Origin of the sequence: Marinobacter sp. (assembly GCF_048269445.1) — a bacterium.
GTDB lineage: Bacteria > Pseudomonadota > Gammaproteobacteria > Pseudomonadales > Oleiphilaceae > Marinobacter.
Genome location: NZ_JBLXIQ010000009.1, coordinates 93,961 through 120,394, shown reverse-complemented (window position 1 = coordinate 120,394; position 26,434 = coordinate 93,961). Strand labels below are relative to the sequence as shown.

At 58.9% G+C, this 26,434-nt stretch carries 20 protein-coding genes; 17 read left to right on the top strand and 3 right to left on the bottom strand.

Features of this window, described 5'->3' with window-relative positions; all coding sequences use genetic code 11:
- Positions 1 to 10 precede the first annotated feature (10 nt).
- The 7 genes from ACN0XM_RS17645 (at position 11) to ACN0XM_RS17615 (ending at position 12,255) form a co-directional block, all read left to right on the top strand.
- Positions 11 to 7,462, top strand: coding sequence for an Hpt domain-containing protein (locus tag ACN0XM_RS17645; RefSeq protein WP_417568249.1), 7,452 nt, complete (start codon positions 11 to 13; stop codon positions 7,460 to 7,462).
- Positions 7,462 to 8,514 (top strand): chemotaxis protein CheB, encoded by a 1,053-nt coding sequence (locus ACN0XM_RS17640; protein WP_417568248.1) that lies wholly within the window; start codon positions 7,462 to 7,464, stop codon positions 8,512 to 8,514. The genes ACN0XM_RS17645 and ACN0XM_RS17640 overlap by 1 nt, the downstream gene beginning before the upstream one ends.
- Before the next feature lie 11 nt (positions 8,515 to 8,525).
- Entirely contained in the window at positions 8,526 to 8,987 is a 462-nt protein-coding gene (locus ACN0XM_RS17635) for a chemotaxis protein CheW (protein ID WP_417568247.1), read from the top strand.
- Positions 8,988 to 9,069: 82 nt separating this feature from the next.
- Complete coding sequence (locus ACN0XM_RS17630; protein ID WP_417568246.1) at positions 9,070 to 9,561, top strand: Fur family transcriptional regulator; 492 nt, start codon at positions 9,070 to 9,072, stop codon at positions 9,559 to 9,561.
- On the top strand, positions 9,554 to 10,342 hold the full coding sequence (gene znuC / locus ACN0XM_RS17625; protein WP_417568245.1) for a zinc ABC transporter ATP-binding protein ZnuC: 789 nt from the start codon (positions 9,554 to 9,556) through the stop codon (positions 10,340 to 10,342). Before ACN0XM_RS17630 ends, znuC begins: the two co-directional genes overlap by 8 nt.
- On the top strand, positions 10,329 to 11,141 hold the full coding sequence (locus tag ACN0XM_RS17620) for a metal ABC transporter permease (protein WP_417568297.1): 813 nt from the start codon (positions 10,329 to 10,331) through the stop codon (positions 11,139 to 11,141). Before znuC ends, ACN0XM_RS17620 begins: the two co-directional genes overlap by 14 nt.
- A 94-nt stretch (positions 11,142 to 11,235) precedes the next feature.
- A complete protein-coding gene (locus ACN0XM_RS17615; RefSeq protein ID WP_417568244.1) occupies positions 11,236 to 12,255 on the top strand; it encodes a PAS domain-containing protein in 1,020 nt (339 codons plus the stop codon).
- A gap of 157 nt (positions 12,256 to 12,412) precedes the next feature.
- On the opposite strand, the gene ACN0XM_RS17610 is transcribed toward ACN0XM_RS17615, so the two are convergent.
- Positions 12,413 to 13,495 carry a patatin-like phospholipase family protein gene (locus ACN0XM_RS17610; RefSeq protein WP_417568243.1) on the bottom strand — a complete coding sequence of 361 codons (1,083 nt, stop codon included), beginning with the start codon at positions 13,493 to 13,495 and terminating at the stop codon, positions 12,413 to 12,415.
- Positions 13,496 to 13,691: 196 nt separating this feature from the next.
- On the opposite strand from ACN0XM_RS17610, the gene ACN0XM_RS17605 reads away from it, so the two are divergent.
- The gene (locus ACN0XM_RS17605; protein ID WP_417568242.1) at positions 13,692 to 14,765 is read left to right on the top strand and encodes a GGDEF domain-containing protein; all 1,074 of its coding nucleotides are present in this window, start codon (positions 13,692 to 13,694) and stop codon (positions 14,763 to 14,765) included.
- A 22-nt stretch (positions 14,766 to 14,787) separates the two neighbouring features.
- Here the strand turns inward: ACN0XM_RS17605 and ACN0XM_RS17600 are convergent, their stop codons facing one another.
- Positions 14,788 to 15,705, bottom strand: a complete 918-nt coding sequence (locus ACN0XM_RS17600; protein ID WP_417568241.1) for an alpha/beta fold hydrolase — start codon at positions 15,703 to 15,705, stop codon at positions 14,788 to 14,790.
- Between the two features lie 196 nt (positions 15,706 to 15,901).
- On the opposite strand from ACN0XM_RS17600, the gene folE reads away from it, so the two are divergent.
- The 9 genes from folE to ACN0XM_RS17555 all read left to right on the top strand — a co-directional run bounded on the left by folE (position 15,902) and on the right by ACN0XM_RS17555 (position 25,352).
- The gene (gene folE / locus ACN0XM_RS17595; RefSeq protein WP_417568240.1) at positions 15,902 to 16,471 is read left to right on the top strand and encodes a GTP cyclohydrolase I FolE; all 570 of its coding nucleotides are present in this window, start codon (positions 15,902 to 15,904) and stop codon (positions 16,469 to 16,471) included.
- Positions 16,472 to 16,496: 25 nt separating this feature from the next.
- A complete protein-coding gene (folX, locus tag ACN0XM_RS17590) occupies positions 16,497 to 16,871 on the top strand; it encodes a dihydroneopterin triphosphate 2'-epimerase (RefSeq protein WP_417568239.1) in 375 nt (124 codons plus the stop codon).
- A 23-nt stretch (positions 16,872 to 16,894) separates the two neighbouring features.
- Positions 16,895 to 17,332: a CoA-binding protein gene (locus ACN0XM_RS17585; protein WP_417568238.1), complete on the top strand. Its 438-nt coding sequence runs from the start codon at positions 16,895 to 16,897 to the stop codon at positions 17,330 to 17,332.
- Between the two features lie 163 nt (positions 17,333 to 17,495).
- Positions 17,496 to 18,755: an HD-GYP domain-containing protein gene (locus tag ACN0XM_RS17580; protein WP_417568237.1), complete on the top strand. Its 1,260-nt coding sequence runs from the start codon at positions 17,496 to 17,498 to the stop codon at positions 18,753 to 18,755.
- Between the two features lie 43 nt (positions 18,756 to 18,798).
- Positions 18,799 to 21,066: a putative bifunctional diguanylate cyclase/phosphodiesterase gene (locus ACN0XM_RS17575; protein WP_417568236.1), complete on the top strand. Its 2,268-nt coding sequence runs from the start codon at positions 18,799 to 18,801 to the stop codon at positions 21,064 to 21,066.
- Positions 21,067 to 21,117: 51 nt separating this feature from the next.
- Positions 21,118 to 21,432, top strand: a complete 315-nt coding sequence (locus ACN0XM_RS17570) for a hypothetical protein (protein ID WP_417568235.1) — start codon at positions 21,118 to 21,120, stop codon at positions 21,430 to 21,432.
- 263 nt (positions 21,433 to 21,695) lie between these two features.
- Positions 21,696 to 22,142 (top strand): MerR family transcriptional regulator, encoded by a 447-nt coding sequence (locus tag ACN0XM_RS17565; RefSeq protein WP_417568234.1) that lies wholly within the window; start codon positions 21,696 to 21,698, stop codon positions 22,140 to 22,142.
- A gap of 3 nt (positions 22,143 to 22,145) precedes the next feature.
- Positions 22,146 to 24,776: a heavy metal translocating P-type ATPase gene (locus ACN0XM_RS17560; RefSeq protein WP_417568233.1), complete on the top strand. Its 2,631-nt coding sequence runs from the start codon at positions 22,146 to 22,148 to the stop codon at positions 24,774 to 24,776.
- A gap of 126 nt (positions 24,777 to 24,902) precedes the next feature.
- On the top strand, positions 24,903 to 25,352 hold the full coding sequence (locus ACN0XM_RS17555) for a DUF411 domain-containing protein (protein WP_417568232.1): 450 nt from the start codon (positions 24,903 to 24,905) through the stop codon (positions 25,350 to 25,352).
- A 43-nt stretch (positions 25,353 to 25,395) separates the two neighbouring features.
- On the opposite strand, the gene ACN0XM_RS17550 is transcribed toward ACN0XM_RS17555, so the two are convergent.
- A complete protein-coding gene (locus ACN0XM_RS17550) occupies positions 25,396 to 26,421 on the bottom strand; it encodes a hypothetical protein (protein ID WP_417568231.1) in 1,026 nt (341 codons plus the stop codon).
- Positions 26,422 to 26,434 lie beyond the last annotated feature (13 nt).

Genomic DNA, 26,434 nt, shown 5'->3' with positions numbered 1-26,434 from the left:
CGGAGTGGTTATGGGCAATCACCATGACAGCATCGCACTCGACTGGGTTCGGGGCGAAATACAGGACACGCTGACCCAGGGTCAGCATGCACTGGAAGCGTATGTCGAGAATCGTGACGACACTGCGCGCCTGCGCTTCTGCCTGAATTATCTCCATCAGGTGCATGGCACCCTGCAAATGGTTGAGCTTTACGGTGCGGCGCTGCTCACCGAGGAAATGGAAAAGCTCACCCAGGCGGTACTGAACGACACCGTTGCCAATACCGACGAAGCCGTCGAAGTGTTGATGCAGGCAATTCTTCAGTTGCCCCAGTACCTTGAGCACCTGGCCAGCAGCCAGGACGATTTCCCGATGGTGCTGTTGCCGCTGCTGAATGACCTCCGTGCTGCCCGAGGCGAATCCCTGCTGTCTGATACTTCACTGTTCAAGCCCGACCTCAGCCCCTCTAAGATCCGGGTTACCGGGAAGGTTTCACAGCGCCTGCAGGACCCGACGGTTCTCGGCCACATCCGCAAGCTGCGGCAGATGTACCAGTTCGCTCTGGCGGGCGTCATCCGGGAAGCGGATCTCAGCGCCCATTTCGATTACATGCAAAAGGTCCTCCAACGACTGATCCGGTTGTGTGAGAAAACGCCCCGGGGCGAACTCTGGAAAACCGCAAGCGCCTTTGTTGAGACCCTGCAGGCAAACGTCAATCCGGTGAATGCGGCAGTGAAGTCCCTGCTTCGGGAACTGGACATCGAGGTTCGCCGGCTGACCGATGAGCACGCGGATGTTCTCCAGCAACCAGTGCCGGAAGCCCTGCTCAAGCACCTGTTGTATTACGTGGCTCGTGCCCGCGATCTGGATTCACCCCAGGTCAGCGCCCTGCGGGAAGCTTACCAACTCAACCAGGCCCTGCCCTCGGAAGACGACGTGGATGCCGCCCGAAGCCGTGTCTCCGGCCCCGGCCGGGATGCGATTCACTCGGTTGTCGGCGCGCTTAACGAAGAATTGGCCAAGCTGAAAGATCAGCTTGACCTGTATGTACGGTCAGAGCTACGTCAGAACAGAGAGCTTGAAGATCTGCTGCCGGGACTGCGCCAGGTGGCCAATACCTTGGCGGTACTGGGTCTTGGCATTCCGCGAAAGGTCGTCACCGAGCAGGTGGAACTCGTTGAGAAGCTCAGCGCCCAGACAGAACAGGTGGATGACGGCACCCTTATGGATATTGCCGGCGCCCTTCTTTATGTCGAAGCCAGTCTGGCCGGCCTGGACGCAGAAGGCCGCCGGCAAGCCCCTATCGACGAAGCTACCGATACCCCGATCAACCTGGGTTCCCGCGAGCTTGGCGAAGCCAGCGGCGCCCTGCTGAGAGAATCCCGCAACACCCTGGAACAGGTCAAGTCCGCCATTGTGAACTTCATTGCCTCACAATGGGATACCCGCGAAATTGAGCATGTGCCCGGTTTGCTTCACAGCATCCGTGGTGGCCTCAGCCTGATTCCGCTGGATCGCGTCGCCGACATGCTGGCCTCAGCCGAACGCTACATTACCGAGGTGCTGCTGGACAGCAAGCAGGTGCCGGACTGGAAACAGCTCGACATCCTGGCCGATGCGGTTACCAGCATCGAGTATTACCTGGAGCGCCTGGCCGAAGGAATCGGCGAGAACGACTCCATTCTCAGAGTGGCAGAGGACAGCCTGGCTTCCCTCGGGTTCCCGGTTGGTGCGGAGCCCACCTGGTCCGCATCCGCCGCGGAAGAAATCCCCGTGGTTGAGCCGGTTGAGGAGCTTCCGGAAACCAGTGCGACCGCACCCGAAGAGTCCAAGAGCTCGGATTCGGAACTTCTGGACGATGAAATTCTCGGTATTTTTGTTGAAGAAGCCGAGGAAGTTCTCGAAACCATCCATGAGTTCTACCCGCGCCTGCGCCAGAATCATGATGATCATGAGGCCCTGACCGAAGTTCGTCGCGCTTTCCATACGCTCAAGGGCAGCGGCCGCCTCGTTGGCGCAACCAGCATTGGTGAACTGGCCTGGTCGGTCGAAAACCTGCTCAACCGGGTGATCGACCAGACCCTCCGCCCTACGGACGACATGTTTAACCTGGTGGATGAGGTTAATGCCCGCATTCCCTCTCTGATTCAGGAATTCAAGTCTGGCCAGACGACCGGTGAAGTCAGCGAACTCATTCAGCGCGCTGAAGCCATGGCTACCACACGTCGCACCGAGGGTGAGGCAGCGGCCGAAGCGGTTGCTCAAGAAGTAGCTGAAGCACCAGTAGCGCAGGAACTGTCTGCAGAGGAACCGGAGCTCGCACCCGAGGACACCAGCGCTGCAGCTGAAAAGCCCGGCGATGACGACGACCTGATCGACGACGAGATCCTTGAAATCTTTGTCGAGGAAGCCGGCGAGGTCCTGGAAACCATCCGCGAATACCTGCCCATGCTCCTCCGTCAGCACGATGACCGCAGCGCGTTATCCGAAGTTCGCCGGGCATTCCATACCCTGAAGGGCAGCGGCCGGATGGTTGGCGCGCTGGTTGTCGGGGAACTGGCCTGGTCCGTGGAAAACATGCTGAACCGGGTCATCGATGGCAGCATCTTCATGAATGATGACATTGCCAGCCTGCTGGACGATGTTACCGCCGATCTGCCGGAACTGGTTGAGGATTTTGAAAAGCGTCGGGCACCCTCGCTGGACATTTCCAGTCTTGAAGCCCGTGCCGACGCTCTGGCCAGTGGAGAAATTCCGGACGCCAGCACGATGCCTGCTGCCGAATCCGAAGTCGACGCCAGGGCGCCTGGGGCTGGAGCCGGGCACGCTGACGAAGACGTCGTCGATCCCGTATTGCTGGACATCTTTGAGAGTGAAACCGAGTCTCACCTGCAAGCGTTGAAGGACTTCCTGGCCACCGCGGGAGACAAAACGGCCGTCACCTATACCGACGACCTGTCCCGGGCCCTTCACACACTCAAGGGCAGTGCCCATACGGCTGGCATTGCACCGATTGCGGCAGTCATCACGCCACTGGAACGTTTCGTCAAAGAATCCCGCGCCCAGAACAAACGGGCTAACCGCGAGGTTCTCTCGCTGATCGAATCGGCCTGCGAGTTCCTGACCCAGGGCCTGGCCCAGATTCGCGAAAACCCGCAGGCCTCCCTGCCGGGCACTGAAGCGTTCCTGGAAAAGCTGGGTCGCCTCACGGATGAGACGTTGCGCACTCATAGCGAAGACAGGTCCGGCCAGCATCAGCCGGAAGCGCCCTCTCAGTTAGTTCAACTGTTCCTTAACGAAGGTCTGGACATCGTTCTGGATGCCGACCGAATTCTTGATCACTGGGCGGCTAATCCCGAGGACACCGGTTCACTGGACCAGCTTCGCGCCGAACTTGAGCAGCTCACCCAGGGTTCTTCCAATGCGGGTCTTACTGACGTGGCCGCACTCTCGGGTGCCCTGCAAAATGCATACGATTCCGCTGCCGTAAATGATGAAGCGCCGGATAACGGTTTCTTTGAGACTGTTCGGGCAGCCCACGAACAATTGATCAACATGATGGATCAGGTCGCCGCCGGACTCGCCACCGAGTCCAGTGACGAGCTGGTCGCCAGCCTGGAAGCCCTGAAGCAGGCCCCTACGGAAGAAAACGCCGAACCGAATGCCTTCGAACAGGAGTTCACCGAGGACCTCGAAGAGATCGATCTCAGCTTCGACATGGATGATATCCAGTCGCCTTCGGAAGAAGCATCCCCGGCCGAGGAGCAGCCGCCTCTGCCGGAAATGTCAGAATCCGACGATGATATGGACGAAGAGCTGGCAGAAATCTTCCTGGAGGAGGCTCAGGACTTAATCGACAGCACGGCGGAAGCCCTCCAGAGCTGGAGCGAGAATACCGGCAACCTCGATATCCTCCGCCTGCTGCAAAGGGACCTGCATACCCTCAAGGGCGGTGCACGACTGGCGGATATTCCAGCGGTTGGCGATCTCTCCCATGAGTTGGAGAACCTGTTCGAAGGCCTGACTGAACAACGTCTGTCCGTCAACGATGAGCTGTCAGATCTCCTGTTCCGCTGCCACGATCGTCTGGCCGGTATGGTAGAGAATCTGGAAGCCAGGGAAACACCACGCCCGGCACCGGACCTGATCGGTGAGATACAAGCCTATATGGACAGTTCCACCGGGACACGACCGGTGACTGACGTCAGTGGCGAGGACGGCCAGCCTGATTTGGGGGATAGCTCCGGGGAACACACTCCACTTCCGGAGCTTGAAGAGCCGGAGGAGGGCGTAACCGACCTCTCCCACCTGGATCCGGAACTGTTGGGCATCTTCCTGGAAGAAGCCTACGACCTGATCAATTCCACCGGTAGTGCCCTGCACACCTGGACCGAAGATCCTTCAGATCGTGCAGTTGCAGCAGAACTCCAAAGGGACGTGCACACCCTCAAGGGTGGCGCCAGAATGGCCGGCGTGGACGCCATTGGCGACCTGACCCATGTCCTTGAAGACCTTTTCGAGAAGGTTGCCGAAGGTCAGCTGGAAGCCAGCGATACCATGAACGACCTGCTGTTCGCCTGCCACGACCGGCTGGCCCAGATGGTCGAACAGGTCGCCACCCAGAAGCCCTGTCCGCCAGCGCACGAACTGGTGGCGCAGGTTCAGTCTCTGCTTCGTGGCGAAGCGCCGCCGGAAACCACCAGCCTAAGCGATACCCTCGCTCAGGCCAGTGATGACGACCTGATTGGCATCTTCCTGGACGAAGGTCTGGAAATTCAGGATGCCATCAGTGAGTGTCTCGACCAATGGCGGGACGAACCGGAGGAACTGATCGGTCTGACCCAGCTGCAGCAGGAACTGCATACCCTGAAGGGCGGGGCGAAACTGTCCGACGTAGATCCGATTGCCGACCTGGCAGATGCCTGGTCTGATGCCCTTGACCCGCTCATCTCAGGCGCCAACAATCAGAAGACCCTGCTCAGCCTCAGCGACCGGGCGTTGACCAGCCTCAAGGGCATGCTCAACAGCCTGGAAGAAGGCAAAAAGCCCGAACCTGACGTTTCCCTCATTGCCGAATTCCGTTCGGCCCACGACGTCGCCGCCGAGGAAGCAGCAGAACTCCAGCAAGAAACCACAGAATCCGGACAGGAAGCGATTGACCCGGAAGTTCTGGAAATCTTCCTTGAGGAAGCTGGTGAAATCATGGATCAGCTGGAACAGCTGCTCGATGACTGGCGTAAAGAGCCTTCGAACCACAACTTTAATCAGGAAGCCCAGCGGGCATTGCACACTCTCAAGGGTGGCGCCCGCCTGTCTCAGCTTACCCAGCTTGGCGACAAGGCCCACGCCTTTGAAACCCGGCTGATTGATCTGGGCGGCAATGCCCCCGATGAGCAACAGTGGCAGGCCATTACCGAAGACCACGACGCCATTATTGCCCTGGTTTCGCATATCCGGAAACGCTTTGAATCCGGTGCCTCTGCGCCGGAGCCGGTCCAGGCCGAAGAGCCCAAGCCAGCCCCCGCCGCACTGGGGTCGAAGAAGCCCGAGGCGCCAGCCAAAGCCGAACAACCGGCAGCACCGGCACCAAAACCTGCAAAGTCTCCCGCCAAAGTTCGCAAGCAGGCGACAGAAGCACAGCGAGCGGCTCAGGAAACCATCCGGGTATCTGCGCCGCTGCTGGACGAGCTGGTCAACCTGGCGGGTGAAACCAGTATCACCCGTGGACGGCTGGAGCAACAGACCAGTGATTTCGGCCACACCCTGGAAGAAATGGCCGCCACCATTGAGCGTCTGCGTGAACAGTTGCGTCGCATGGAAATCGAGACGGAAGCCCAGATCCTGTTCAGTGCCGAAAAAGAACACGGGCCGGATTACGGAGACGATTTCGATCCCCTGGAAATGGACCGTTACTCTTCCATTCAGCAGCTGTCACGGGCGCTAACCGAGTCCTCCTCTGACCTGACAGACCTTCGTGAAACCCTGTCTGATCGGGTAAGAGACACCGAAACCCTGCTGGTACAGCAGTCACGGATCAATACGGAACTCCAGGAAGGTCTGATGAAGACCCGGATGATTCCGTTTGCCTCCATGGTGCCGCGCCTGCGGCGGATCGTTCGCCAGATCAGTGGCGAGCTTGGCAAGAAAGTGGAGTTTGATGTCCGTAACGCCGAAGGCGAGATGGACCGGAACATCCTTGAGCGCATGATTGCGCCCCTGGAACACATGCTCCGGAACGCTCTGGACCATGGTATCGAAAGCCCGTCAGACCGAAAGAAAGCTGGCAAGCCAGAAACCGGCGAAGTCACCCTGTCACTGACCCGGGAAGGTGGGGACGTCGTCCTGCGCATGATCGACGACGGCGCTGGCATTCCATCCTCGGTGATCCGCGACAAGGCCATCCGCCAGGGCTTGCTGCGGCAGGATGAAGACCTGTCCGAACGAGAAGTCCTACAGTTCATTCTGCAACCCGGTTTCTCAACCGCCCAGCAGGTTACCCAGATTTCAGGCCGTGGTGTGGGCATGGATGTGGTGGCCAGCGAGATCAAGCAGCTCGGTGGTAGTCTGGATATCGATTCTTCGGTAGGTCGTGGGACGACCTTCACTGTGCGCCTGCCGTTTACGGTATCCGTGAACCGGGCCCTGATGGTTTCCACCGGTGAAGACTTCTACGCTATCCCGCTGAACACCATTGAAGGCATTGTTCGGGTCAGCACTTACGAACTCGAAGAATACTATAAGCCGGACGCGCCAATGTATGAGTATGCTGGCCAGGAATACCGGCTTCAGTACCTCGGCAGCCTGCTGAACAGCGACCACCATCCCAAGCTGCAGGGCCAGGCCCTGCCACTTCCGGTGATTCTGGTTCGTGGTGCGGAGCAGCCCATGGCCCTGCAGGTGGATAACCTGATGGGCAGCCGGGAAATTGTTGTTAAATCCCTTGGCCCGCAGTTCAGCACGGTCCGGGGCGTGTCCGGCGCGACCATCCTGGGTGATGGTAACGTGGTGGTGATTCTCGACCTGCCGGCGATGATCCGTTCCGACATACTGTCCGAGCGCCAGCGCCTGGCCAATCTTGAGAAGGCCCGTGAGTCAGCGCGGTTTGAGGAACAGGCCACCGTCGTTATGGTGGTGGACGATTCGGTTACGGTACGGAAAGTTACGTCGCGATTGCTTGAGCGCAACGGCATGGAAGTCATCACCGCGAAAGACGGCCTGGATGCTGTGGCCCAGCTTCAAGATCACAAACCGGACATCATTCTGCTAGATATCGAGATGCCACGTATGGATGGCTTCGAGGTTGCCAGCTTCGTGCGCCATGATGAAAATCTGCGGGAAACCCCGATCTGTATGATCACCTCCCGTACCGGTGAGAAGCACCGTGAGCGGGCGCTCGCCATCGGCGTGAATGAGTATCTCGGCAAGCCGTTCCAGGAAACCGAGTTGCTTGAGACTATTGAGCGGCTGACCGGAAGGCAGTGATGGCTGGCCAATCCGCCAGGCCACGGGTCGGAATTGTCTCGGATGTGGTCCTGCAGCGCCATCGCTTGCAGGCCGCCACGGCCAAGTTCGGCCTCGACGTCTGCTTCTCAGGGGATCCGGACCGGCTCCAGGGCTATCCGGAATTTCCGGATGCCAGTCTCTGGCTGGTGACACTGGAAGACGAGGCGGACCACCCGGTTCTGTTCGATCACCTGCTGGAGAACACCGAAGCCCCGGTGCTGTTCGGTCTGGACGAAGCGCCCAAGCCCGGTAGCACCGATTATTTTCGCTGGGAACGGCGATTGCTGGGAAAGCTGGAGCAACAGCTGGGGCATCTGGAAGAACTGGACTCCGAGGCAACGCTGGAGCAGCTGGAGGCGGAGGTGCCGACCGCCCCCCCCTCGCCAGACCTGCCACACTGGATTTCGCCGGCGGCACCCGGATCGGTGGCCGAGGAGGTCTGGATTCTCGGCGCCTCACTTGGTGGCCCGGCGGCGGTCAAGACCTTCCTTGATCACCTTCCAGCCGGCCTTCCAGTAGGCTTTATCTACGCTCAGCATATCGATGGCAATTTCACCGATGTGCTGACCCGGGTGTTGGGCCGCCACGCCCATTACAAACTCAAGCGGGCAGACGAAGGCTACCGGGTAAAAAACGGCGATGTGGTACTGATGCCGGTTGAACACGAATGGAAGCTGAACGAGCAGGGTGCGCTGACGGAAACCAGCAACACCTGGCCGGGGCCCTACGGTCCGTCCATTGATCAGGTACTGCTGAATGTTGCTGATCATTATGGCCAGCGTTGCCATGCGATTCTATTTTCAGGCATGGGCAATGACGGTGCTATCGCGGCGCCTCTGCTAAAAGCCTACGGCAGCCGGATCTGGGTTCAGGAAAGCACCAGCTGCGGCAACAGCTCAATGCCGGACTCCGTAGCAGCAACTGGTTGCGCTGGATATTGCGGTACCCCGGAACAACTGGCCCGGGAACTGGTAAAAGCCATTGAAGAATCCTGCCTGCTCAAGGGCCGGCAGAAACGGGACTCCGCCTGAGGAAACAAGCAATGAAAGACAACAGCCAAACCCTCTCCTGCGTCATGATTCCCATGAGCGGTCGGCAACTGTTGCTGCCCAACGTCTCGATTGCGGAAGTGGTGGATTACGCCAGCACCGATGCGGGAGCCAACACACCGGAATGGCTTGTCGGCTACCTGGACTGGCGGGGCCTGCAGCTTCCGGTGATTTCGTACGATGCGGCCAACGGCGGCGCTCTTACAATACCTGGCGACAACCGTGGCCGGATTGTGGTGCTCAACAGCATCGGGGATCATCACAAAGAGGTTCCGTTCATGGCTCTGGTTACCCAGGGTATTCCCAGCCAGGCCCGCTTGACCGAGGACCAGGTCAGGAAGCTGGATGGCGAACCCGGCCCCGCTGACCTGATGCAGGTAGACGTGGACGGGGAAAACGCCTGGATCCCCAACCTTGATTTCCTTGAGTCTCTCGCCCGACAGACCCGGCACTGAGCTGCTCGCCCGGGCTGTCGCACCAGCATGGCAGGGATTCGTGCAAATGTTATAATGTTGCAAACTTTGCAGGATCTCCGTCATGTCCGCCCGAGCCATTCCCTATCGGCCCCACAATCACGATGCCTGTGTCAGCGAGGCCCTCGCTGACGCCAGGGCGGTCTGCCAGCAGCACAATGCCCGACTGACCCCCATCCGGGAACGGGTGCTTGAACTTATCTGGCAGTCACACAAACCCCTGGGAGCCTATGATGTGCTGGCAGAACTGTCCGCTGATGGGCATAACGCGGCGCCACCCACGGTCTACCGGGCCCTCGATTTCCTGCAGCAAAATGGCCTGGTGCACCGCATTGCCTCTCTCAATGCCTTTATTGGCTGTGCCCACGCCGGGGAAAGACACACCGGGATGTTTCTGATCTGCCGGGTCTGCAGCAACGTGCTGGAACTGGCCGCACCGGCGGTCAGTTCCGAGATTTGCAAAGCGGCGGCTGGTGAGGGCTTCCGGGCCGAAAACGCCACCCTCGAGATCGCCGGGCTCTGTCCCCGTTGTCAGGCGGAGGCCGACCATGACTGACCCATTGGTAACCCTCGACAATCTCACCGTCCGGTTTGACGAACGGCCGGTGGTGGACCAGGTCAATCTGAAAGTACACCGCGGGGATATCATCACGGTTATCGGTCCCAACGGTGCAGGCAAGACCACCCTGATCAAAGCCATTCTTGGTATTCAAAAGGTGTCGAGCGGCCAGGTATCGCTCCAGAAAAACCTGGTAATCGGCTATGTGCCACAACACCTTACACTCGAAGCAACACTACCTCTGAGCGTCAAGCGGTTCATGTTGCTTAGCGGCAAGCCACTGGCGAAATGTGAGTCAGCCCTGGCCCGCACCGGAGTCGGGCATCTGCTGGACGCTTCCGTCCACCACCTGTCCGGCGGCGAGAAGCAGCGGCTCCTGCTGGCACGAGCCCTGGCCCGGACGCCGGATCTTCTGGTACTGGATGAACCCGCTCAAGGAGTTGACATCAACGGTCAGGCAGCGCTGTATGACCTGATTCGCCAGCTACGGGACGGCCTGAACTGCGGCGTGATCATGATCTCCCACGATCTACACCTGGTAATGGCGGCAACCGACAAGGTCATCTGTCTGAACCAGCATGTGTGCTGCAGCGGCTCTCCGGCGGATATTTCCCTCGACCCAGCATTTATCGAAACCTTTGGCCAGCCAGTGGCTGAATCCCTCGCGGTCTACCATCACCACCACAATCATCGCCATGACCTGCATGGCAATGTGGTGGCCGCCGGACAGCATGGCGCCCATCCCGACCATGAAGGGTGTGACCATGCCCACCATTGACATGGTTCTGGACGATTTCTTCTGGCGTGCCCTGATCGGCGGGCTCGGTGTAGCACTTGTTGCGGGCCCCCTCGGCTGTTTCGTGGTCTGGCGCCGTATGGCCTATTTTGGCGACACCCTGGCGCACTCTGCCCTGCTCGGCATTGCCTTGAGTTTTCTGATCAGCGTGCCACTGAACGTCGGTGTCATCATCACTTGCGTAGTTTTGGCCATGGCACTGATGCTGTTTTCCCGTACCCAGGCCCTGGCCACCGATACCGTGCTGGGCATTCTCGCCCACAGTGCCCTGGCTATCGGCCTGGTTACCCTGAGTTTCATGCCAAATGTCCGGGTGGACCTTACCGGCCTGCTGTTCGGCGACCTGCTCGCCATGACCCGGTACGACCTTCTTTGGATCTATGGAGGCGCCACGTTGATCCTCGTGCTTCTTGCCATGCTATGGCGCGGGCTGTTGATGAGCACCATCCACGAGGAACTGGCGCGGGTGGAAGGCTTTGCCGTGGAGCGCCTCCGGCTGGTGCTGATGTTGATGTTCTCCCTGGTGATCGCGGTGGCCATGAAGATTGTCGGTGTGCTACTGATCACCGCCTTGCTGATTATCCCTGCGGCCACAGCCCGGCGGCTCGCCCATAATCCAGAAATGATGGTTGCCATGGCGGTGGCGTTCGGATTTGTTGCGGTAACCGGAGGTCTTAGCCTGTCCTGGCACCTGGACACGCCTGCGGGGCCCTCGGTTGTAGTAACCGCCTTTGCTACTTTTCTCCTGGTGTACGGAGCGGCCGGCAAGACCCCAGCTTGAGCATTTCCCTCTGTCATGCAGTTGGACTAGAGTGAAATGGTACAGGCAAGCTGCTCACATCAGGGTTCAGGCCCTGCTGCAAAGGACCCCAGGCATGGAAAGCTCAGACTCCGCCAGGTTCCGGAAGCCCGTGTTGTGGCCAGGGCTCTGGATTCCCCTCTTGCTGGTCACCACCGGATTGCTGGCAACCGGGATAACCGCGAACATTGAAGCAAACCGGGCCATGGAACTCGCCGAGACGCGTTACTATGCCCAGCACCAGGCACTGGTCAATCATCTGTTGGCCCATGCCCCGGACCCCACCTCCACACCGGATGAGCCCGCCACGCCCGTTGAGACCTGGCTGCAGACCCTGTTTGAAAACACCCTGCCAGATTCCCTGGGCCTTCGGATCGACACACTGGAGCGTCACACCAAGATGCCGTTGCTGGAAATCGGGGCAACCGGTTCGCTGGATCCCACCCGGGCCCTTCGCACCGAAGTCTCCCCCATGAACGAGAACTGGATGCTGACGACCCTGCCCTCTCCGGCACTTCTGGAACAAGCCGCCCGGGCATCCAGGCAAACCGTCTGGATTTCCGGTGTCGCGTTATTCTCGCTTGCCGGTTCGCTGACTCTGCTGCTCAACTGGCGACTGCACCGCCAAGCGTTGCGTATCGGCGAGCTGGAGCAGCAGGGAGCAGGGGCGGATAATCAGATCACCAACCTACAGGTGGAAAAATCAATACTGCGCCAGGCCCTGAATGACAGCGAGCAGCGGAGCCGTGATCTGGTGGCTTTGTCTGGTGCGGTTATCTGGGAGCTGGATGAACACGGCAGGATCGGTTTTGTATCACCGCAGATCGCCGGACTGCTGGATCGTGCACCAACCGATCTCACTGGCCTGGTTCTCGCGGACCTGGTGCCGCTGCCCTTTCAGGAAAAACTCAGGCGAACCCTGGCAGCCGCGCGCAGTGACGGCTCCATTGAACGGGTTGACCTGCCCCTGATACATCGGGACCGGGAACATCAGGTTCCGGTCATGCTCAGAGTCCGGGCACTGAAAGACCCTATACACGGCCTTTCAGGTTTCCGGATCAGTGCCCTCCGCCACGTAAATACAGGCCAGGCTTAACCGAGATTCTTGTGGGTACCATCGCACATTGGGGCGTTACCGGTCTGCTTGCAGCCGCAAGTAAGGAAAACGGTGTTTTGCTGGCTACCACCGGTTGCTCATCTGACATACTGTTCTCCCGGATTTTTCAGTGTGTACGAGTATAGCCACTCTGGGCTCAGAGAGGCCTGACCACCTCGGACAAACGCCCGGTTTCGGCCAGCTCGAGGAACTCGTCACCCAACCGGTCACTCTCGGCGATCGCCGACCGCCAGGCCCGCTCCCGGCCCACATCGTCTCCGACATAGCGCTCGAAATCCTTTCGGTCCGGAAGCTTACGGTCAGGCAGGGATTCCAGATAGGGTTTCGAAGGGGCAACCAGCAGCACATCCTGCAACCGGGTGGCGTCACCACGCCGCCAGGGCAGGGATTTGTCAAACCAGCCGGGGACCACCTTGTCGATAAAATGGGGGTAGAGCACCACGCCCGGCTGTTGATAGGGCAAATCCAGGTGGTAATCCAGTAGACCACCGTCACGGTAGACACCTTCCGGAGCACCTGGAATATTGCGCACACCGGACATCACCATCGGAATAGACGCCGAGGCCAGCAGCGCTGGCATCAGGTTTTCCCGGGTCAGCGCCACTGCGTGGCTGGGGAAGTCCACCAGTTTGGACACCGGTGTTCTGAGGCGGGCATCGTGGATGATTCCCCGCTCCATAAACCGACCGAGGTGCCGACGGCTGACCATGTTGGCACTGATGGCACTCATCAGGCCAAGACCAAGCCGCCCCCGGGCATCCTCCGCCAGCCTTCCGAGGCTGCGGACGACCACCACATTCAGCCGATACCAGGGATGAGTCAGAATGGCCTCTTCCCGGCCACCGAGCAGCTCTTCCAGGAACAGCACGCTCTTGCGACTGACCTCGGCGGCACTCACACCCTTGGCAAACCGCTGGGAAGTGTATAGGTCCGCAAGCCTGGCAAGCTGGGTTTTCGGATCATCGGAGGAGGTCACGGCGGCAAAACGCCAGCTGCCAATGGACGAGCCAATCAGGGACCGCACCTGCTGAACACGGGGCAGCCAGTCGCCGAAAATGGCCTTGTCCAGGCCACTGATCCCCAATGCCTTCGGGCCACCGGCTGCGCCGGGAATGACATGCACATCCGCCGGCGATAGCGGATTTTCCTTGAGACGCTGCATGGCGCGTCGGCCTGCCCGAATCGTCAGTGCAGGCTCGCGAATGTGAATAGCGGTCATATGAAGTTCCCTGAACGTGCTCCCTGAATAAACCCTGCGAAGTTTAGCGAAGTGGGTATTGCCGAGCCAACTGAACAAAACTAATAGTGGCCATAAGTGGCGCTATCTGCTTAATTAGGTCAACGGCGATACTGAAGTTCGGAATTACCCCGGCACCGGAAACGGGCAGATTGCACTCAAACAGCAGGAGTATGCTGTGATTTTTTCTGCACCACGCAATGCCAATGCCCTTGCGACCAACCCGACTCTGGCGGTGCTGGGCTTCAAGCGGCAACTGGTGTACCACTTGTATTTCTGGGCTTTCATCGCGGTGGCGCCGCTGGTCATGGTGCAGTGGCAACAGTCCCATTACCTGCTTTCCGCCATCCTGATTCTATTCTGTACCAATGCCCTCCTGGTCATTGCTTTTCTCAGGCTCCGCGGCAGCTACTTCCTGAAAGGCCGCCTGTTTCCCCTGCTTGCGGTGGTGAGTGCTGCGTACTCCACCCACATCAATGGCCATGCCGGCCTCTACTGGGCTTACCCTGCCGCTTCAGCGCTGTTTTTCCTTCTACCCTTGCGTGAGGCTATTGGCAGCAACATTATTTTCCTTGTGGTCATGGCGGTCGTGTCCTTCATGAAATTTCCCGAAGCGGATTTCTGGCGGATTACCTTTTCTCTGGGACTCACCTGCCTTTTTGCGATGATCTTCTCCTGGCTGGTGGGCAAGCTCCAACAGGAGTTGACCCGACTTGCCACCACGGATCCTCTGACCGGGTGCCTGAACCGCTCCCAGCTGGCTGATATTCTCAACGGACAGATCCAGATGCGGGAACGGTATGAACGGGTGTCCAGCCTGATTCTTCTGGATCTGGACTATTTCAAAACCATCAACGACCAGTGGGGCCACCTGGCGGGCGATAAGGTGCTCACGGAGTTGGCACTGCGGCTGCGCAAACGGCTCAGGGAAAGCGATCAGCTGTTCCGGATTGGCGGCGAGGAATTCATGATCGTGTTGCCGGAAACTCGCCAAAAAGATGCTGATGCCCTTGCCCAGCAGCTGCTCAGCAGTATCAGCGCGCGGCCTTTCCTGAACGATATCAAGGTAACGGCCAGCGCCAGCGTGGCGGAAGTGAGCAAGGGTGAAACCTGGTCGGTATGGCTAAACCGGGCAGACCAGGCGCTCTACGAGGCGAAGTCCCGGGGCCGCAACCAGGCCGTCAATGCAGCAAGGCCGCTGCCAGTGGTCGGTCGCGGGATCGAAGACATGCCCGACCCTGCTTCCGGTTGAGGCCAGGGACCACCCCCACTCACTAACCGCTCGGTTTCCGAAAATTACGGTAAGCGGTAAAGACGTCCCACGGACATTCGAAATGGGGGTAATGGCCAATGTTCCTCAGGCAGACCACATCGGCGGCGGGAATCAGTTCCCGGTAACGTCTTACCATCCCGGAACCCGATACCGGATCAGCGGTGCCGGAAATCAGTCGCATGGGCTGCCTTGCCTTCTGCAAAGCGCCGACCCAACGGTTTCGATGACACCGACGCTCCTCCATGAACTGGATAAGGCGGTGCAGTATGCCCCTACCGTTGTTGTAGGTCAGCAGGTGCCAGAAGTCCTCCATATCCTGCCGGTCCGGCGGGTTCTGGCTCCCGAACAGCCGGCGGAAGTTGCGCTCGAAACTACCCCGGGTCAGACCCCGGCTGATCAGCCCGCCGAAAGGACTTCGCAACAGCTTCTGGATCAGCAATGGATTGTGCACTTCCGGGAAAAGGGCACCGTTCAGAAAGCACACACTGGCAATCCGGAACGGCAGCTCACCTTCCTGCTCGCGGGCCAGCAGCTCCTGCGCAACACTGCATCCGTAATCATGGACAAACAGATGCACCGACGCCAAACCCAGCCCTTCGATCCAGCCCTGGAACAGGTCAGCCTGGTCCTCAATGCTGTAATCGTAGTTCAGAGGTTTATCGGAAAAACCGAATCCCAACATGTCCAGGGTCAGGACATTGTGACGTTGCACCAGCATGGGCCAGAGCCGGTTCCAATCCCAGCTGGCCGTGGGAAATCCGTGGATCAGCACCAGCGGTTCGCCCTTACCGGCCATGCGGCTGAAAATCGCCTGCCCCTCATAGCTGAACCATTTTCCGCCCTGTTGCCAGCCTTCCAGAGTGGCAGCATCTCGCCCTGCCCCGCCTGCCTCACCGACAGTGGGTATCACCTGTTCCATGCATTGTCCCCGGCGAACATTTACAGCCTGAAACTGTAGAACAAACCTGCCCAAGCCGCCATAGCCATTACTGACTGGATCAGGGAGCTGACCGCAATTGTGGTCTTTTCCGGGAGTGAATCCGTAAACCGTAGAGATAACGGGCAATTTAACTTAAGCTTTTGCTCTCGTAAGACACAGCTAACCGGAAGAGACTATGACCAAACTCCTTGACGACCTCTCGGGTCACTACCGTGCCATTATTGATGGGCTGGGCGAAGACACCAACCGTGAAGGTCTGCAGGACACCCCCATGCGTGCCGCCAAGGCCATGCAATTCCTGACCCGCGGCTATCAGCAGGACCTAGCTGACCTGGTCAACAATGCCGTGTTCGAGTCTGCCATGGACGAGATGGTAGTAGTTCAGGACATTGAACTGTACAGCATGTGTGAGCACCATATTCTCCCGTTCATTGGCAAATGCCACATTGCCTATCTGCCCCAGGGCAAGGTGCTCGGCCTGTCAAAGTTTGCCCGCATCGTCGATATGTACGCACGCCGTCTGCAGATCCAGGAAAACCTGACCCGGCAGATTGCCGAGGCCATCGAAAGCGTTACCAACGCCAAGGGCGTGGCCGTGGTCATCGAAGCACAGCATATGTGCATGATGATGCGGGGCGTGGAGAAACAGAACTCCCGCATGAAAACCTCGATGATGCTTGGGCAGTTCCGCAAATCCCAGGCGACACGTACCGAGTTTCTCAATCTGATCGGCACGAACCGCTGAGCGCAGTGACCCGGAGGGCGACGGCATGACAGAGATTATCGGAAATCACCAGGCAAAAGTCCGTATCAAGGATCTGCTACTGAGAGCCTACATTGGCATCAAGGAAGAAGAGATCAACAATCAGCAGGACGTCCTGATCAACGTTTGCCTGACTTACGATGCCACGGAGGCGGTCAACCGCAACGAGATTTCAGCGGCCCTGAACTACCGCACCATCACCAAACAGATCGTCTCTCATGTGGATGGCAACCGCTTTGCTCTGCTGGAGCGGCTGACCCACGAAGTTCTGACCATTGTGATGGAACACGAAGCCGTGCAGTGGGGCCAGGTGGAAATCGACAAGCCTCACGCGCTACGCTATGCCGAATCCGTGTCTGTCTGTCTTGAGGCACGCCGTTAAATCAGCAAGAGCGCCCCGACGTCATGCCTAGCAATAACCCTGACCAGTTACGCCACATACTGGAATCCGTAAAGACCATCGCCCTCGTCGGCGCCAGCGAAAAGACCAACCGGCCCTCCCACGAGGTCATGGAATTCCTGCAGGCCCGCGGCTACCGGATCATTCCGGTGAATCCCCGGCTGGCGGGGCAGCAGGTACTCGGTGAAACAGTCTATGCCGACCTCTATGCCCTGCCGGAACCGGTTGACATGGTTGAGCTCTTCCTGGCGCCGGAGCGCACCGATGCAGTCATCGACCAGGCCATCGAACTGAATATTCCAGTGATCTGGATGCAGATCGGGGTAATCAACGAGGAAGGCGCAACCCGGGCCGAAGCTGCCGGCCTGACGGTGGTGATGAATCGCTGCCCGAAACAGGAAATTCCCCGCCAAGGCATACCCCCAGTCGCCGAACGTGCCTGAAACCTGATCCGAATCACGGAACTGCGTCACACTTCTGGCACTCCGCTGTAACAGCCCTGTCAGGTCTGACATAATCGGCACAAACAACCAGAAGTCTGGAAGAGCCATGTGGTTCCGATGTAAATCCAGCAAACCGACCGTGAAATCAACGAGTTCAAAGGGCATGCTTCCCGATAATGCCCGTTCCTGCGTCTCGACCCTTCAGCGGGTAAGGTTGCCTGTCGATCTGCTGAAACCAGGTATGCGGATTGTCAGCCTGGACCGGCCGTGGACCCAGGTTCCGGTTCTGTTCCAGGGCTTTACCCTCACCGATGATATTGAGGCGCGGATTCTCCGGCAGTACTGCGAATGGGTGCTCGTGGAAGACGAAGAAGCTCGACTAAACCCGGTGCTGGACCAGGTATCACAGTTCAAGCGGCGCACTACTGAGCCCTTACCGGAAACCCACACCCTCGCCCAGGAAATACCCCGGGCGCAAGAGGCCTGGAACCGGACTCAGGCGTTTGTGGAGGAGGTGACCCGACAGATTGAGGCTGGCAACGACCTCAACCTCCAGAGTGCCCGCCCAATGATCCGGGAATGCGTCGAAAGCGTGAAGGCCAATGCCAGCGCCATGTTCTGGATGAGCCGGATCAAATCCCGGGACGCCTACACCGCTGAGCACTGTCTTCGGGTCGCCATTTTCTGTGTGGCCTTTGCCCGCTTTCTGGGGTTGCCAGACGACGATCTCGAAATAGTGGGCATGTGTGGGCTTCTGCACGATCTCGGCAAACTCAAGGTACCAGACGAGATCCTCAACAAGCCCGGAGCGCTGACACCAGACGAGCACCGCATCATGCGCCAGCACACCACGCTGGGGTACGAACTGCTCCGGGCGGACTCAAGCCTTGACCCCATCATCAGCGATGTGACCCGCCACCATCATGAAAGGATGGACGGTCAGGGATACCCGCAACAACTGGCGGAATGGCAGATCAGCCGGTTTGCCCGGCTGGTTTCTATCGTCGATGCCTTTGATGCCATCACCAGCGACCGCTGCTACCGGGACGGGCTTCCCACGTCTGACGCTATTCGCATTCTCTACCAAAACCGGGGCCAGCAGTTCGATGCCAGTATGGTGGAGGCATTTATCCGAATGATTGGTGTGTATCCGCCCGGCAGTCTGGTAGAACTGTCTACCGGAGAGGTTGCCATCGTGGTGGCAACACACCCGGGGCAAAAGCTGAGGCCAAGGGTGGAAATCATTCTGGATGCCAACAAGAAGCGGGTTGCGCCCAGGGTGATTGATCTTGCAGCCACCACCGCTGTCCAGAATCAGGCCTCACCGGAAATCGTACGCCCCCTGTCCGACGGTGCCTTCGGGGTCTCATTGCACGAGAGGGTTCAGCAACTGATGGCGATACCCGATCAAAATGGCTCATAATCGACGTCGCGCTGCCAACCCGTTCAAAGTCACGGAGTAACCTGTGGAAAAACCTGCATCACCCTCCAAAACAGTTATAACGGGTCTTTTAAGCCCGTTGTTTCCGGCGGTGATCTTTCTGGTTTTTCTCGGCCTGGCCGCAGGCCTGCGTTACGGACTGGTACAACAGAACAGAAACCAGATAGAGGCCAACCTGGCCAATGAAGCCCGGGCCCTGGCCAACCATCTGGAACGGGAGTTTCTGGTCCATTCCGAAGCCATCCGGCGCATGGCGAAACGCCTGCACGCCGACACCTCCGCGACCGAGCGTGAATGGCGGAAGGATGCCCGCAATTACCTGGATGACTTCGGTGTTTACCAGGCCATCGAGTGGATCGACCAGAGCTTTGTGATTCGCTGGCTGGAGCCGATAGCCGAAAACGAAGATGTCATCGGCTTCAACGTGGCTTTTAACGATGAACGCCGCCGAGCCCTGGAGCTGGCCCAGCAAACCGGTAACTGGGACCTTTCAGGCATTATAGATCTGCGCCAGGGCGGCAAGGGCATGGTGATCTATGCTCCGGTGGGCGCCGGCGCTGACAACAACGGCTTCATTGCCGGCGTCTTCCGGATCGAGGTGCTTGCCCGCCAGCTGCTGACCAGCCGGGTGCTCGAATTTTTCCGGATCGAGATCCGCCAGGCTGGCACCGTGGGCTATGCCCTGAACGACTCGCAATCCGCGAACCCGGACTTCTCCCATACCCAACCGGTTGATCTGCCAACCCTGGACTGGACACTGACCCTCTATCCCTCCGAAGAGTGGGTGGAAAACCAATACAGCTACTGGCCGGGAATGACTTTCACAACCTTGCTGCTGATGGGCCTTCTTACAAGCCTGACCGCACTGTTGGTGCAGCTGATCCTGAAACGGAACCGGGCCCTTCTGAAAACCCGCAGGGACCTCGATCGGGAAATCGAGCAACGAACCGCCATTCAGAATGACCTGGCCCGGCTGGAGTCCACGGATACCCTGACCGGCCTCGCGAACCGTCGCTTCTTCATGGAAGATTTGTCTCATACTCTGAATATCGCAGATCGCCAGATGCGCCAGGTCGCCCTGATCATGCTCGACCTGGACCGCTTCCAGACTCTCAATGATTCGCTTGGGCACCAGTTTGGAGACGAGCTGTTGATCAAGGTCTCCGAACGCCTGAACCGGCTCAGTAACGAGCGGATTCTGGTGGCCTATTCAGGAGGTGACGAGTTCATGCTCTGCCAACAGCAGGTGGATGACATCGACGACATCATTCACCTGCTGGGCCAGATCAAACAGTGTTTCGACCTGCCTTTCGGTGTGCAGGGACAATCCCACAGCATTACCGCCACAATGGGCGTGGCGGTCTATCCCCAAAGTGGCCTGGACGCCGACACCCTGCTGCGCAACGCCGATGTTGCCCTTTACCGGGCCAAAGAACAGGGTCGGAACACCTATCAGTTCTACACTGAAGGCATGCAGGACCGGGAGGTCAGGCGTCTTGAGCTGGACAAAGATCTGAGCCAGGCCCTGGCCAACAATGAATTCGTGCTCTATTACCAGCCCCAGCTGAACCTGGACAACGGTGAAATTCAGAGTGTGGAGGCACTGATTCGCTGGCAGCACCCGCGACGGGGCCTGTTGCCGCCAGTCGAATTCATCCCTCTGGCCGAGGAAAGCGGCCGGATAACCGATATTGGTCGCTGGGTGGTGATGGCGGCCTGTCGCCAGCTGGCAAAATGGAAGGGGACCCCGCAGGAAGGGCTTCGCATTGCAGTAAATCTATCCGGCAGGGAGCTGGATGATGAAGATCTGGTGGATCATATCCGGGAAGCTCTGGCGGCGGAAAATGTGCCGGCTGATCGTCTTGAGGTGGAGCTCACCGAGGAGATTTTCATCCAGAATATTGAGCACAACCTGAACCAGCTCTCTCGCCTGCATCAGCTCGGGGTGCACCTGGCCATTGATGATTTCGGAGTTGGCTATTCGTCTCTGGGTTATCTGCGCGACTTTCCGGTGGATCTGCTGAAAATCGACCGGTCCTTTATTACAGACGTCACAGAGCGCCATGACGATGCGGTGATCACACGGGCTGTTATCAATCTGGCTCACAATCTGGGCATTCAGGTAGTCGCGGAAGGTGTGGAAACCGAGGAACAACTGAATTTCCTGAAGAATCACCGGTGCAACTTTGCCCAGGGGTATCTGATCAGCCGGCCGCTTCCCGTGTCCGATCTTGAGAAGGCTCTGGCCTCGGGTATTCTGGTGGCGGGCCTTGCCGCCGAGTCCGGATTGTAATTGCCCCGGGCCATCCCCAAGATATCAGTCAGATACTTCAGGTGAGATTCTATGGCTACGCAATACCTGACTCCGGAACAAGATGAGAAAATCCGCCAATGGGAGCGCTGGAACCGGAACTATTTCATTTTTGCCTTTGTGGCGCTGACCATCATCCTGGTGTTCAGCAGTCAGCTTGGGTTGTCCAGTGACGAGAGCTGGGGCCCTCTGGGTGCTCTGATTGCAGCTCTTATTACGCCGATTATTGTGCTGCAGCTACGGCTGGCGTGCCCGGCCTGTGGCCACAAGATTGGCTGGCAGGCGAAGTTGATGGCACCGGACCAGTGCAAGGCCTGCGGTACGTTTCTTCGCTCCAGGGGTCAGTAACCCTTCTCAACCCTCCCTCTCAAAAAACCTTTGACCTGTGAGTTGCTCACAGGTTTTATGCTATTTTTAAATGTCGGATTCGGTGATTGCCGCATCGGCGCGGAAGCTTCTTCCGAAAACCGCTGTAAATACGTCCCTGTACGCTTGCTCTCCGCCATCCATGGCTCCGAGCATTTTCGGAAGAAGCTCCCACGCCGACGCTCAGCAAGCTAAGTGCTTCCGTCCCCGATGAATGATCAATACCTGTGTTGGAAGATCCAGCCATGAAAGTTAAAGACATTGCAGAAGCCGCAGGCGTGAACCCGGATACCGTTCGGTTCTATACCCGCGAGAACCTGCTGAAGCCGACCCGCAATCCGGACAACAACTACCAGCAGTTTGATGCTGAAGACCTTCGCAGGCTTCGGTTTGCCCGCAAGGCCCGGCAATTGGGGTTTTCGTTGCCGGAGATCCGGCAGATTCTGGATCAGGCGGACGATCACCACTCGCCGTGTCCGATGGTGCGGGATGTGTTTCAGCAGCGGCTGGCGGATGTTGAGCGTGAGATTCGTGAATTGCAGCAACTGCGCAAGCGGATGACCACGGCGCTGGCTGCCTGGCAAGAAATGCCCGATGGCACGCCGGATGGCCACACCATCTGTCGGCTGATTGAACACTGGGAAGACCCTGCACCCTCTGATGGGGCAGGCGATCAGAGTGAGGAGCGATAACGAATGAGTGATGCACCCGTGCTACAGACCACGCTCAGTATTTCCGGGGCCTCGTGCCAGGGCTGTGCGAAGAAAATCCGCAACGCTCTGGAACCGCTGACCGGGGACGCTGAATTGGTGGAAGTCGATCTGGACCAGCAAACCGTGGCGCTGCCGGAAGGGGTGGACGCCGCAGAAGCTGCGCGGATTGTGACCGCGACCGGTTACCCGGCCGAGCCGTTTGAAGATGCACCCGAACCTGCCAGTTGCTGCGCCTCCAGCGGCAAGGAGGTCAAGAGTGACCATGGCCATGGGGATCATCCATCTCCGAATGGCAGCGAGTCGCTCTCGGAAAGCAGTCAGGCTGAAGTTTCGGATACTGAAAACGGACAGGTTCATCTGTCGGTGACCGGCGCGACCTGCGCTTCCTGTGTCAACACCATCGAGAAGGCGCTGATGTCGGTGGGCGGTGTCAGCCATGCCCATATGAATCTGGCGGACAACACCGCGACGGCCACCGGTGACGCGGATCCACAGGCGTTGGTAAAAGCCGTGGAAAGTGTCGGTTATGGCGCCAGCGTGATCGAGAACGAGGACGAAGCGGACGACCGCAAGCAGGAACAGGACAAAAAGCAGTATAAGTCCCTGCTGATAAAAATGACGGTCAGTCTGGGCCTGGGTCTTGGGCTGATGGTCTGGGGAATGGGCTTTGGCACCATGATAGTGACCGATGCCAACCAGGGCACCTGGCTTGGGCTGGGTGTACTGACGCTGATTGTGATGGCCGCCACAGGCGGGCATTTCTACACCGGGGCGTGGAAGGCATTTCGGCATCATAACGCCAACATGGATACCCTGATTGCCCTCGGCACGGGGACCGCCTGGCTCTATTCCATCGCAGTGGTCAGCATTCCCGGAGCACTGCCGGAGATGGCACGGCATGTGTACTTTGAGGCCTCAGCGATGATTATCGGCCTGATCAACCTGGGTCAGGCGCTGGAGCTGAGGGCCAAGGGCAAGACGTCGGAAGCGGTGCGCCGGTTGCTGGATTTGCGGGCCAAAACCGCCCGGGTGATCCGTGACGGTGAAGAGCAGGACATTCCTGTGGAAGAGGTCCGCAAGGGCGACCATATCCGCGTCCGGCCCGGGGAGAAACTGCCGGTCGATGGCGTGATTGCCGAAGGCTCCACCCGCATTGATGAGAGCATGCTCACGGGTGAGCCAATGCCAGTGAGCAAATCGGAGGGCGATGAGGTGTCCGCCGGCACCCTGAATACCCATGGCTCTATTGTTTATGAGGCCACCCGGGTAGGCAGCGAAACCGCACTGGCGCAAATCATCAAGCTGGTGAAGAAGGCTCAGGGTTCAAAGCCTGCCATTGGCCGGCTTGCCGACAAGATCTCCTCGGTGTTCGTTCCGACTGTCATGCTGATTGCAGTGGTGGCGGCGCTGGTCTGGTACAACGTCGGGCCGGAGCCTGCGGTGGTGCATATGATGGTGGCGGCCACCACGGTCCTGATCATCGCCTGTCCCTGCGCCCTGGGCCTGGCCACGCCCATGTCGGTGATGGTCGGCGTGGGCAAGGCAGCGGAGTACGGTGCGCTGATTCGCCAGGGAGATGCCCTGCAGACGGCCGGCAAGCTGGATCTGGTGATTCTGGACAAGACCGGCACCATCACCGAAGGCCACCCGGCGGTGACCCGCGTACACGCCAGCGACGGGGATGAGCAGCGCCTGCTGGCACTGGCGGCCGGGCTGGAACAGCACTCCGAACACCCACTGGCCGAAGCCATTCTGGCAAAGGCCAAGGAGAAAGGCGCCAAGGCCGAAAAGGTCAGCGGTTTTGAAGCCCTGAATGGCAAGGGCGTCAGAGGCCAGTTCGACGGCCAGCCCCTGCTCCTGGGCAACCGGCGCTGGCTGGAAGGCGAAGGTATTGCTCTGGCCGACCTGACCGATGCCGCCGGTACGATCGCGGAAGAGGCCGGCACACCACTGTTTCTGGCACTGGGTAACAAGGCTCTCGGGGTTATTGGTGTCGCCGACGCAATCAAATCGGACTCCAAAGCCGCCATAGCCCGGCTCCATAATGCCGGCATCAGGGTCATGATGGTCACCGGCGATGTCGACGCCACCGCCAAAGCCATTGCCGCCAAGGCGGGAATTGATGACTACAGGGCCGAAGTGTTGCCGGAAGACAAGGCCGAGGTGGTCAGTGAAATGCGCGGCAAGGGCTACACGGTGGCCATGGTAGGCGATGGCATCAACGATGCCCCGGCCCTGGCGGCGGCCGATGTTGGTTTTGCCATCGGCACCGGCACCGATGTGGCTATTGAAAGCGCCGGCATAACACTGATGCGAGGGTCTCTTCACGGCGTACCCGATGCCATTGAAATCTCACGGGCCACGGTGAAAAACATTCACCAGAACCTGTTTGGTGCGTTCGTATACAACACAATGGGTATTCCGGTGGCCGCAGGCCTGCTCTATCCTGTCTGGGGAGTTCTAATGAGCCCCATCCTGGCCGGCGCCGCCATGTCCCTGTCATCCGTGACCGTCGTCTCCAACGCCAACCGTCTGCGTCTGTTCAAAACCAGCCGGCGGCCGGCACGGGAGGTTACGAACAGTGATCCGAAACAGCAAGAGGAGCGGAACTGATGGAAACACTTCTGGTCAATGCCGGAGGGCTTGCCCTGATGGCGGCCATCGTCTGGTGGTTCTGGCTTTCCGGCTCCGGCGACACAGGCTCAAACGAACACCAACATCACCACTGAGGAAAACGCCATGAAAAAGCACTCCCTGGCTCTCGGCCTAATGGCTGCCCTGAGTTTCAGCACCACTGCACTGGCGGCCGGTGCCGCCCAGAGCATCCACGTGTACAAGTCGCCAACCTGCGGCTGCTGTACCGACTGGGTCAAACACCTGGAAGAAAACGGCTTTGAGGTCGAGGTTACCGAAACCGACAACCTCAATCCGATCAAGGCCGATGCCGGCCTTACGCCCGCCTTAGCCAGCTGCCACACAGCGTTTATCGGTGACTATGTGATCGAAGGCCATGTTCCGGCCAGCGACATCCAGCGGCTGATCGCCGACGCGCCGAAAGCCGCCGGTCTGAGCGTACCCGGCATGCCCATGGGATCCCCGGGCATGGACATCGGCGGCCGGAAAGACCACTACAAGGTCATCCTGTTCAATGAGGCCGGCCAGACCCGGGTCTTTGCGCAGTATAATTGATTCGGTCAGCACCAGGGGCCACCAGGGCCCCGGGTCTCCCGGATCAATAGAGGTAAGGTGCCAGCGCCAGTTCCAGACGGGCCTGGGCAGCATATAAGTTGGATACCGGGATAACCGGCTGTTCCGGCGGCACCGCCGTCGGCCAGGCCTTCTGCATCTTCTCCAGCGCCTTGACGGCATCGCGCCAAGCTTCCTTGTTCTTTTTCTTGAGTGTAGTCTGCTGGCTTTCCAGGTAATCCCGCGCGGCCAGAACAAAGCCACGTCCATCCTGATATTCGTGTTCTGCTACGAATCGCCCTTCATCAAGGGCCTCGTCATACTCCAGAACGGCCTGCTTGGTCAGGGACAAAACAACTTTGGAGACGCTGGACGCACTCTGGCCTTCGACCCCTTTCACGGCCTTCTCGATGCCCACCCAGGCGGCCTGGAAGTCCTGGCTGATATCGCCCCACTTCTGCACTTCTCCGGCCCTTTCAGCCAGAACCTTCAGGTAATTGCCGAGTGTTTCCTGGCCACGGCTTTCAAGGCCTTCGTCCGCCATCGGATAGACTTCCACCCAGGGATGAGTAAGGTGTGGACGACCCTCAGCCACGTCTCCCGACTTGATCAGCTCTCGGGCAGCCATCAGGTGCCCTTGCATCATCTGCAGCATAGCGACATAGGCACCATCGGACCCAACGGCAGACACGGTGCCTCCGCCTTCTCCCCCTTCGCCACCTTCGCCACCTTCTCCGCCTGCCGAGAAGTAGCTAAATGCCTCACCGGCTCCGGCGCCGTGCTGCTCACCACCTTCGCCTCCATGGGCTTCACCGCCCTCGCCACCATGGGATTCTCCACCCTCACCGCCGTGATGCTCACCTTTTTCACCACCGTGAGTGGCTCCCTTTTTACTCTCGTGATGTTCACCGCCTTCCCCTCCGTGGTGTTCACCACCTTCGCCACCGTGGGAGCCGGAAGTCATCATTTCGTCATGGTGCTGGTCGCCGTGCTGGTCAGCGATGGCAACGGAGCTTGCCAGCAGTGTCGCCACACCGATTCCGGTCCAGAGTTTCAGTTTCTGATTGATCATCGTGTTCTCTCCA

Bases quoted from the DNA above. Each gene is read 5' to 3' on its own strand.
- ACN0XM_RS17645 (WP_417568249.1), top strand. From the start codon at position 11: ATGGGCAATCACCATGACAGCATCGCACTCGACTGGGTTCGGGGCGAA.
- ACN0XM_RS17640 (WP_417568248.1), top strand. From the start codon at position 7,462: ATGGCTGGCCAATCCGCCAGGCCACGGGTCGGAATTGTCTCGGATGTG.
- ACN0XM_RS17635 (WP_417568247.1), top strand. From the start codon at position 8,526: ATGAAAGACAACAGCCAAACCCTCTCCTGCGTCATGATTCCCATGAGC.
- ACN0XM_RS17630 (WP_417568246.1), top strand. From the start codon at position 9,070: ATGTCCGCCCGAGCCATTCCCTATCGGCCCCACAATCACGATGCCTGT.
- znuC (WP_417568245.1), top strand. From the start codon at position 9,554: ATGACTGACCCATTGGTAACCCTCGACAATCTCACCGTCCGGTTTGAC.
- ACN0XM_RS17620 (WP_417568297.1), top strand. From the start codon at position 10,329: ATGCCCACCATTGACATGGTTCTGGACGATTTCTTCTGGCGTGCCCTG.
- ACN0XM_RS17615 (WP_417568244.1), top strand. From the start codon at position 11,236: ATGGAAAGCTCAGACTCCGCCAGGTTCCGGAAGCCCGTGTTGTGGCCA.
- ACN0XM_RS17610 (WP_417568243.1), bottom strand. From the start codon at position 13,495: ATGACCGCTATTCACATTCGCGAGCCTGCACTGACGATTCGGGCAGGC.
- ACN0XM_RS17600 (WP_417568241.1), bottom strand. From the start codon at position 15,705: ATGGAACAGGTGATACCCACTGTCGGTGAGGCAGGCGGGGCAGGGCGA.
- folE (WP_417568240.1), top strand. From the start codon at position 15,902: ATGACCAAACTCCTTGACGACCTCTCGGGTCACTACCGTGCCATTATT.
- folX (WP_417568239.1), top strand. From the start codon at position 16,497: ATGACAGAGATTATCGGAAATCACCAGGCAAAAGTCCGTATCAAGGAT.
- ACN0XM_RS17585 (WP_417568238.1), top strand. From the start codon at position 16,895: ATGCCTAGCAATAACCCTGACCAGTTACGCCACATACTGGAATCCGTA.
- ACN0XM_RS17580 (WP_417568237.1), top strand. From the start codon at position 17,496: ATGCTTCCCGATAATGCCCGTTCCTGCGTCTCGACCCTTCAGCGGGTA.
- ACN0XM_RS17570 (WP_417568235.1), top strand. From the start codon at position 21,118: ATGGCTACGCAATACCTGACTCCGGAACAAGATGAGAAAATCCGCCAA.
- ACN0XM_RS17565 (WP_417568234.1), top strand. From the start codon at position 21,696: ATGAAAGTTAAAGACATTGCAGAAGCCGCAGGCGTGAACCCGGATACC.
- ACN0XM_RS17560 (WP_417568233.1), top strand. From the start codon at position 22,146: ATGAGTGATGCACCCGTGCTACAGACCACGCTCAGTATTTCCGGGGCC.
- ACN0XM_RS17555 (WP_417568232.1), top strand. From the start codon at position 24,903: ATGAAAAAGCACTCCCTGGCTCTCGGCCTAATGGCTGCCCTGAGTTTC.
- ACN0XM_RS17550 (WP_417568231.1), bottom strand. From the start codon at position 26,421: ATGATCAATCAGAAACTGAAACTCTGGACCGGAATCGGTGTGGCGACA.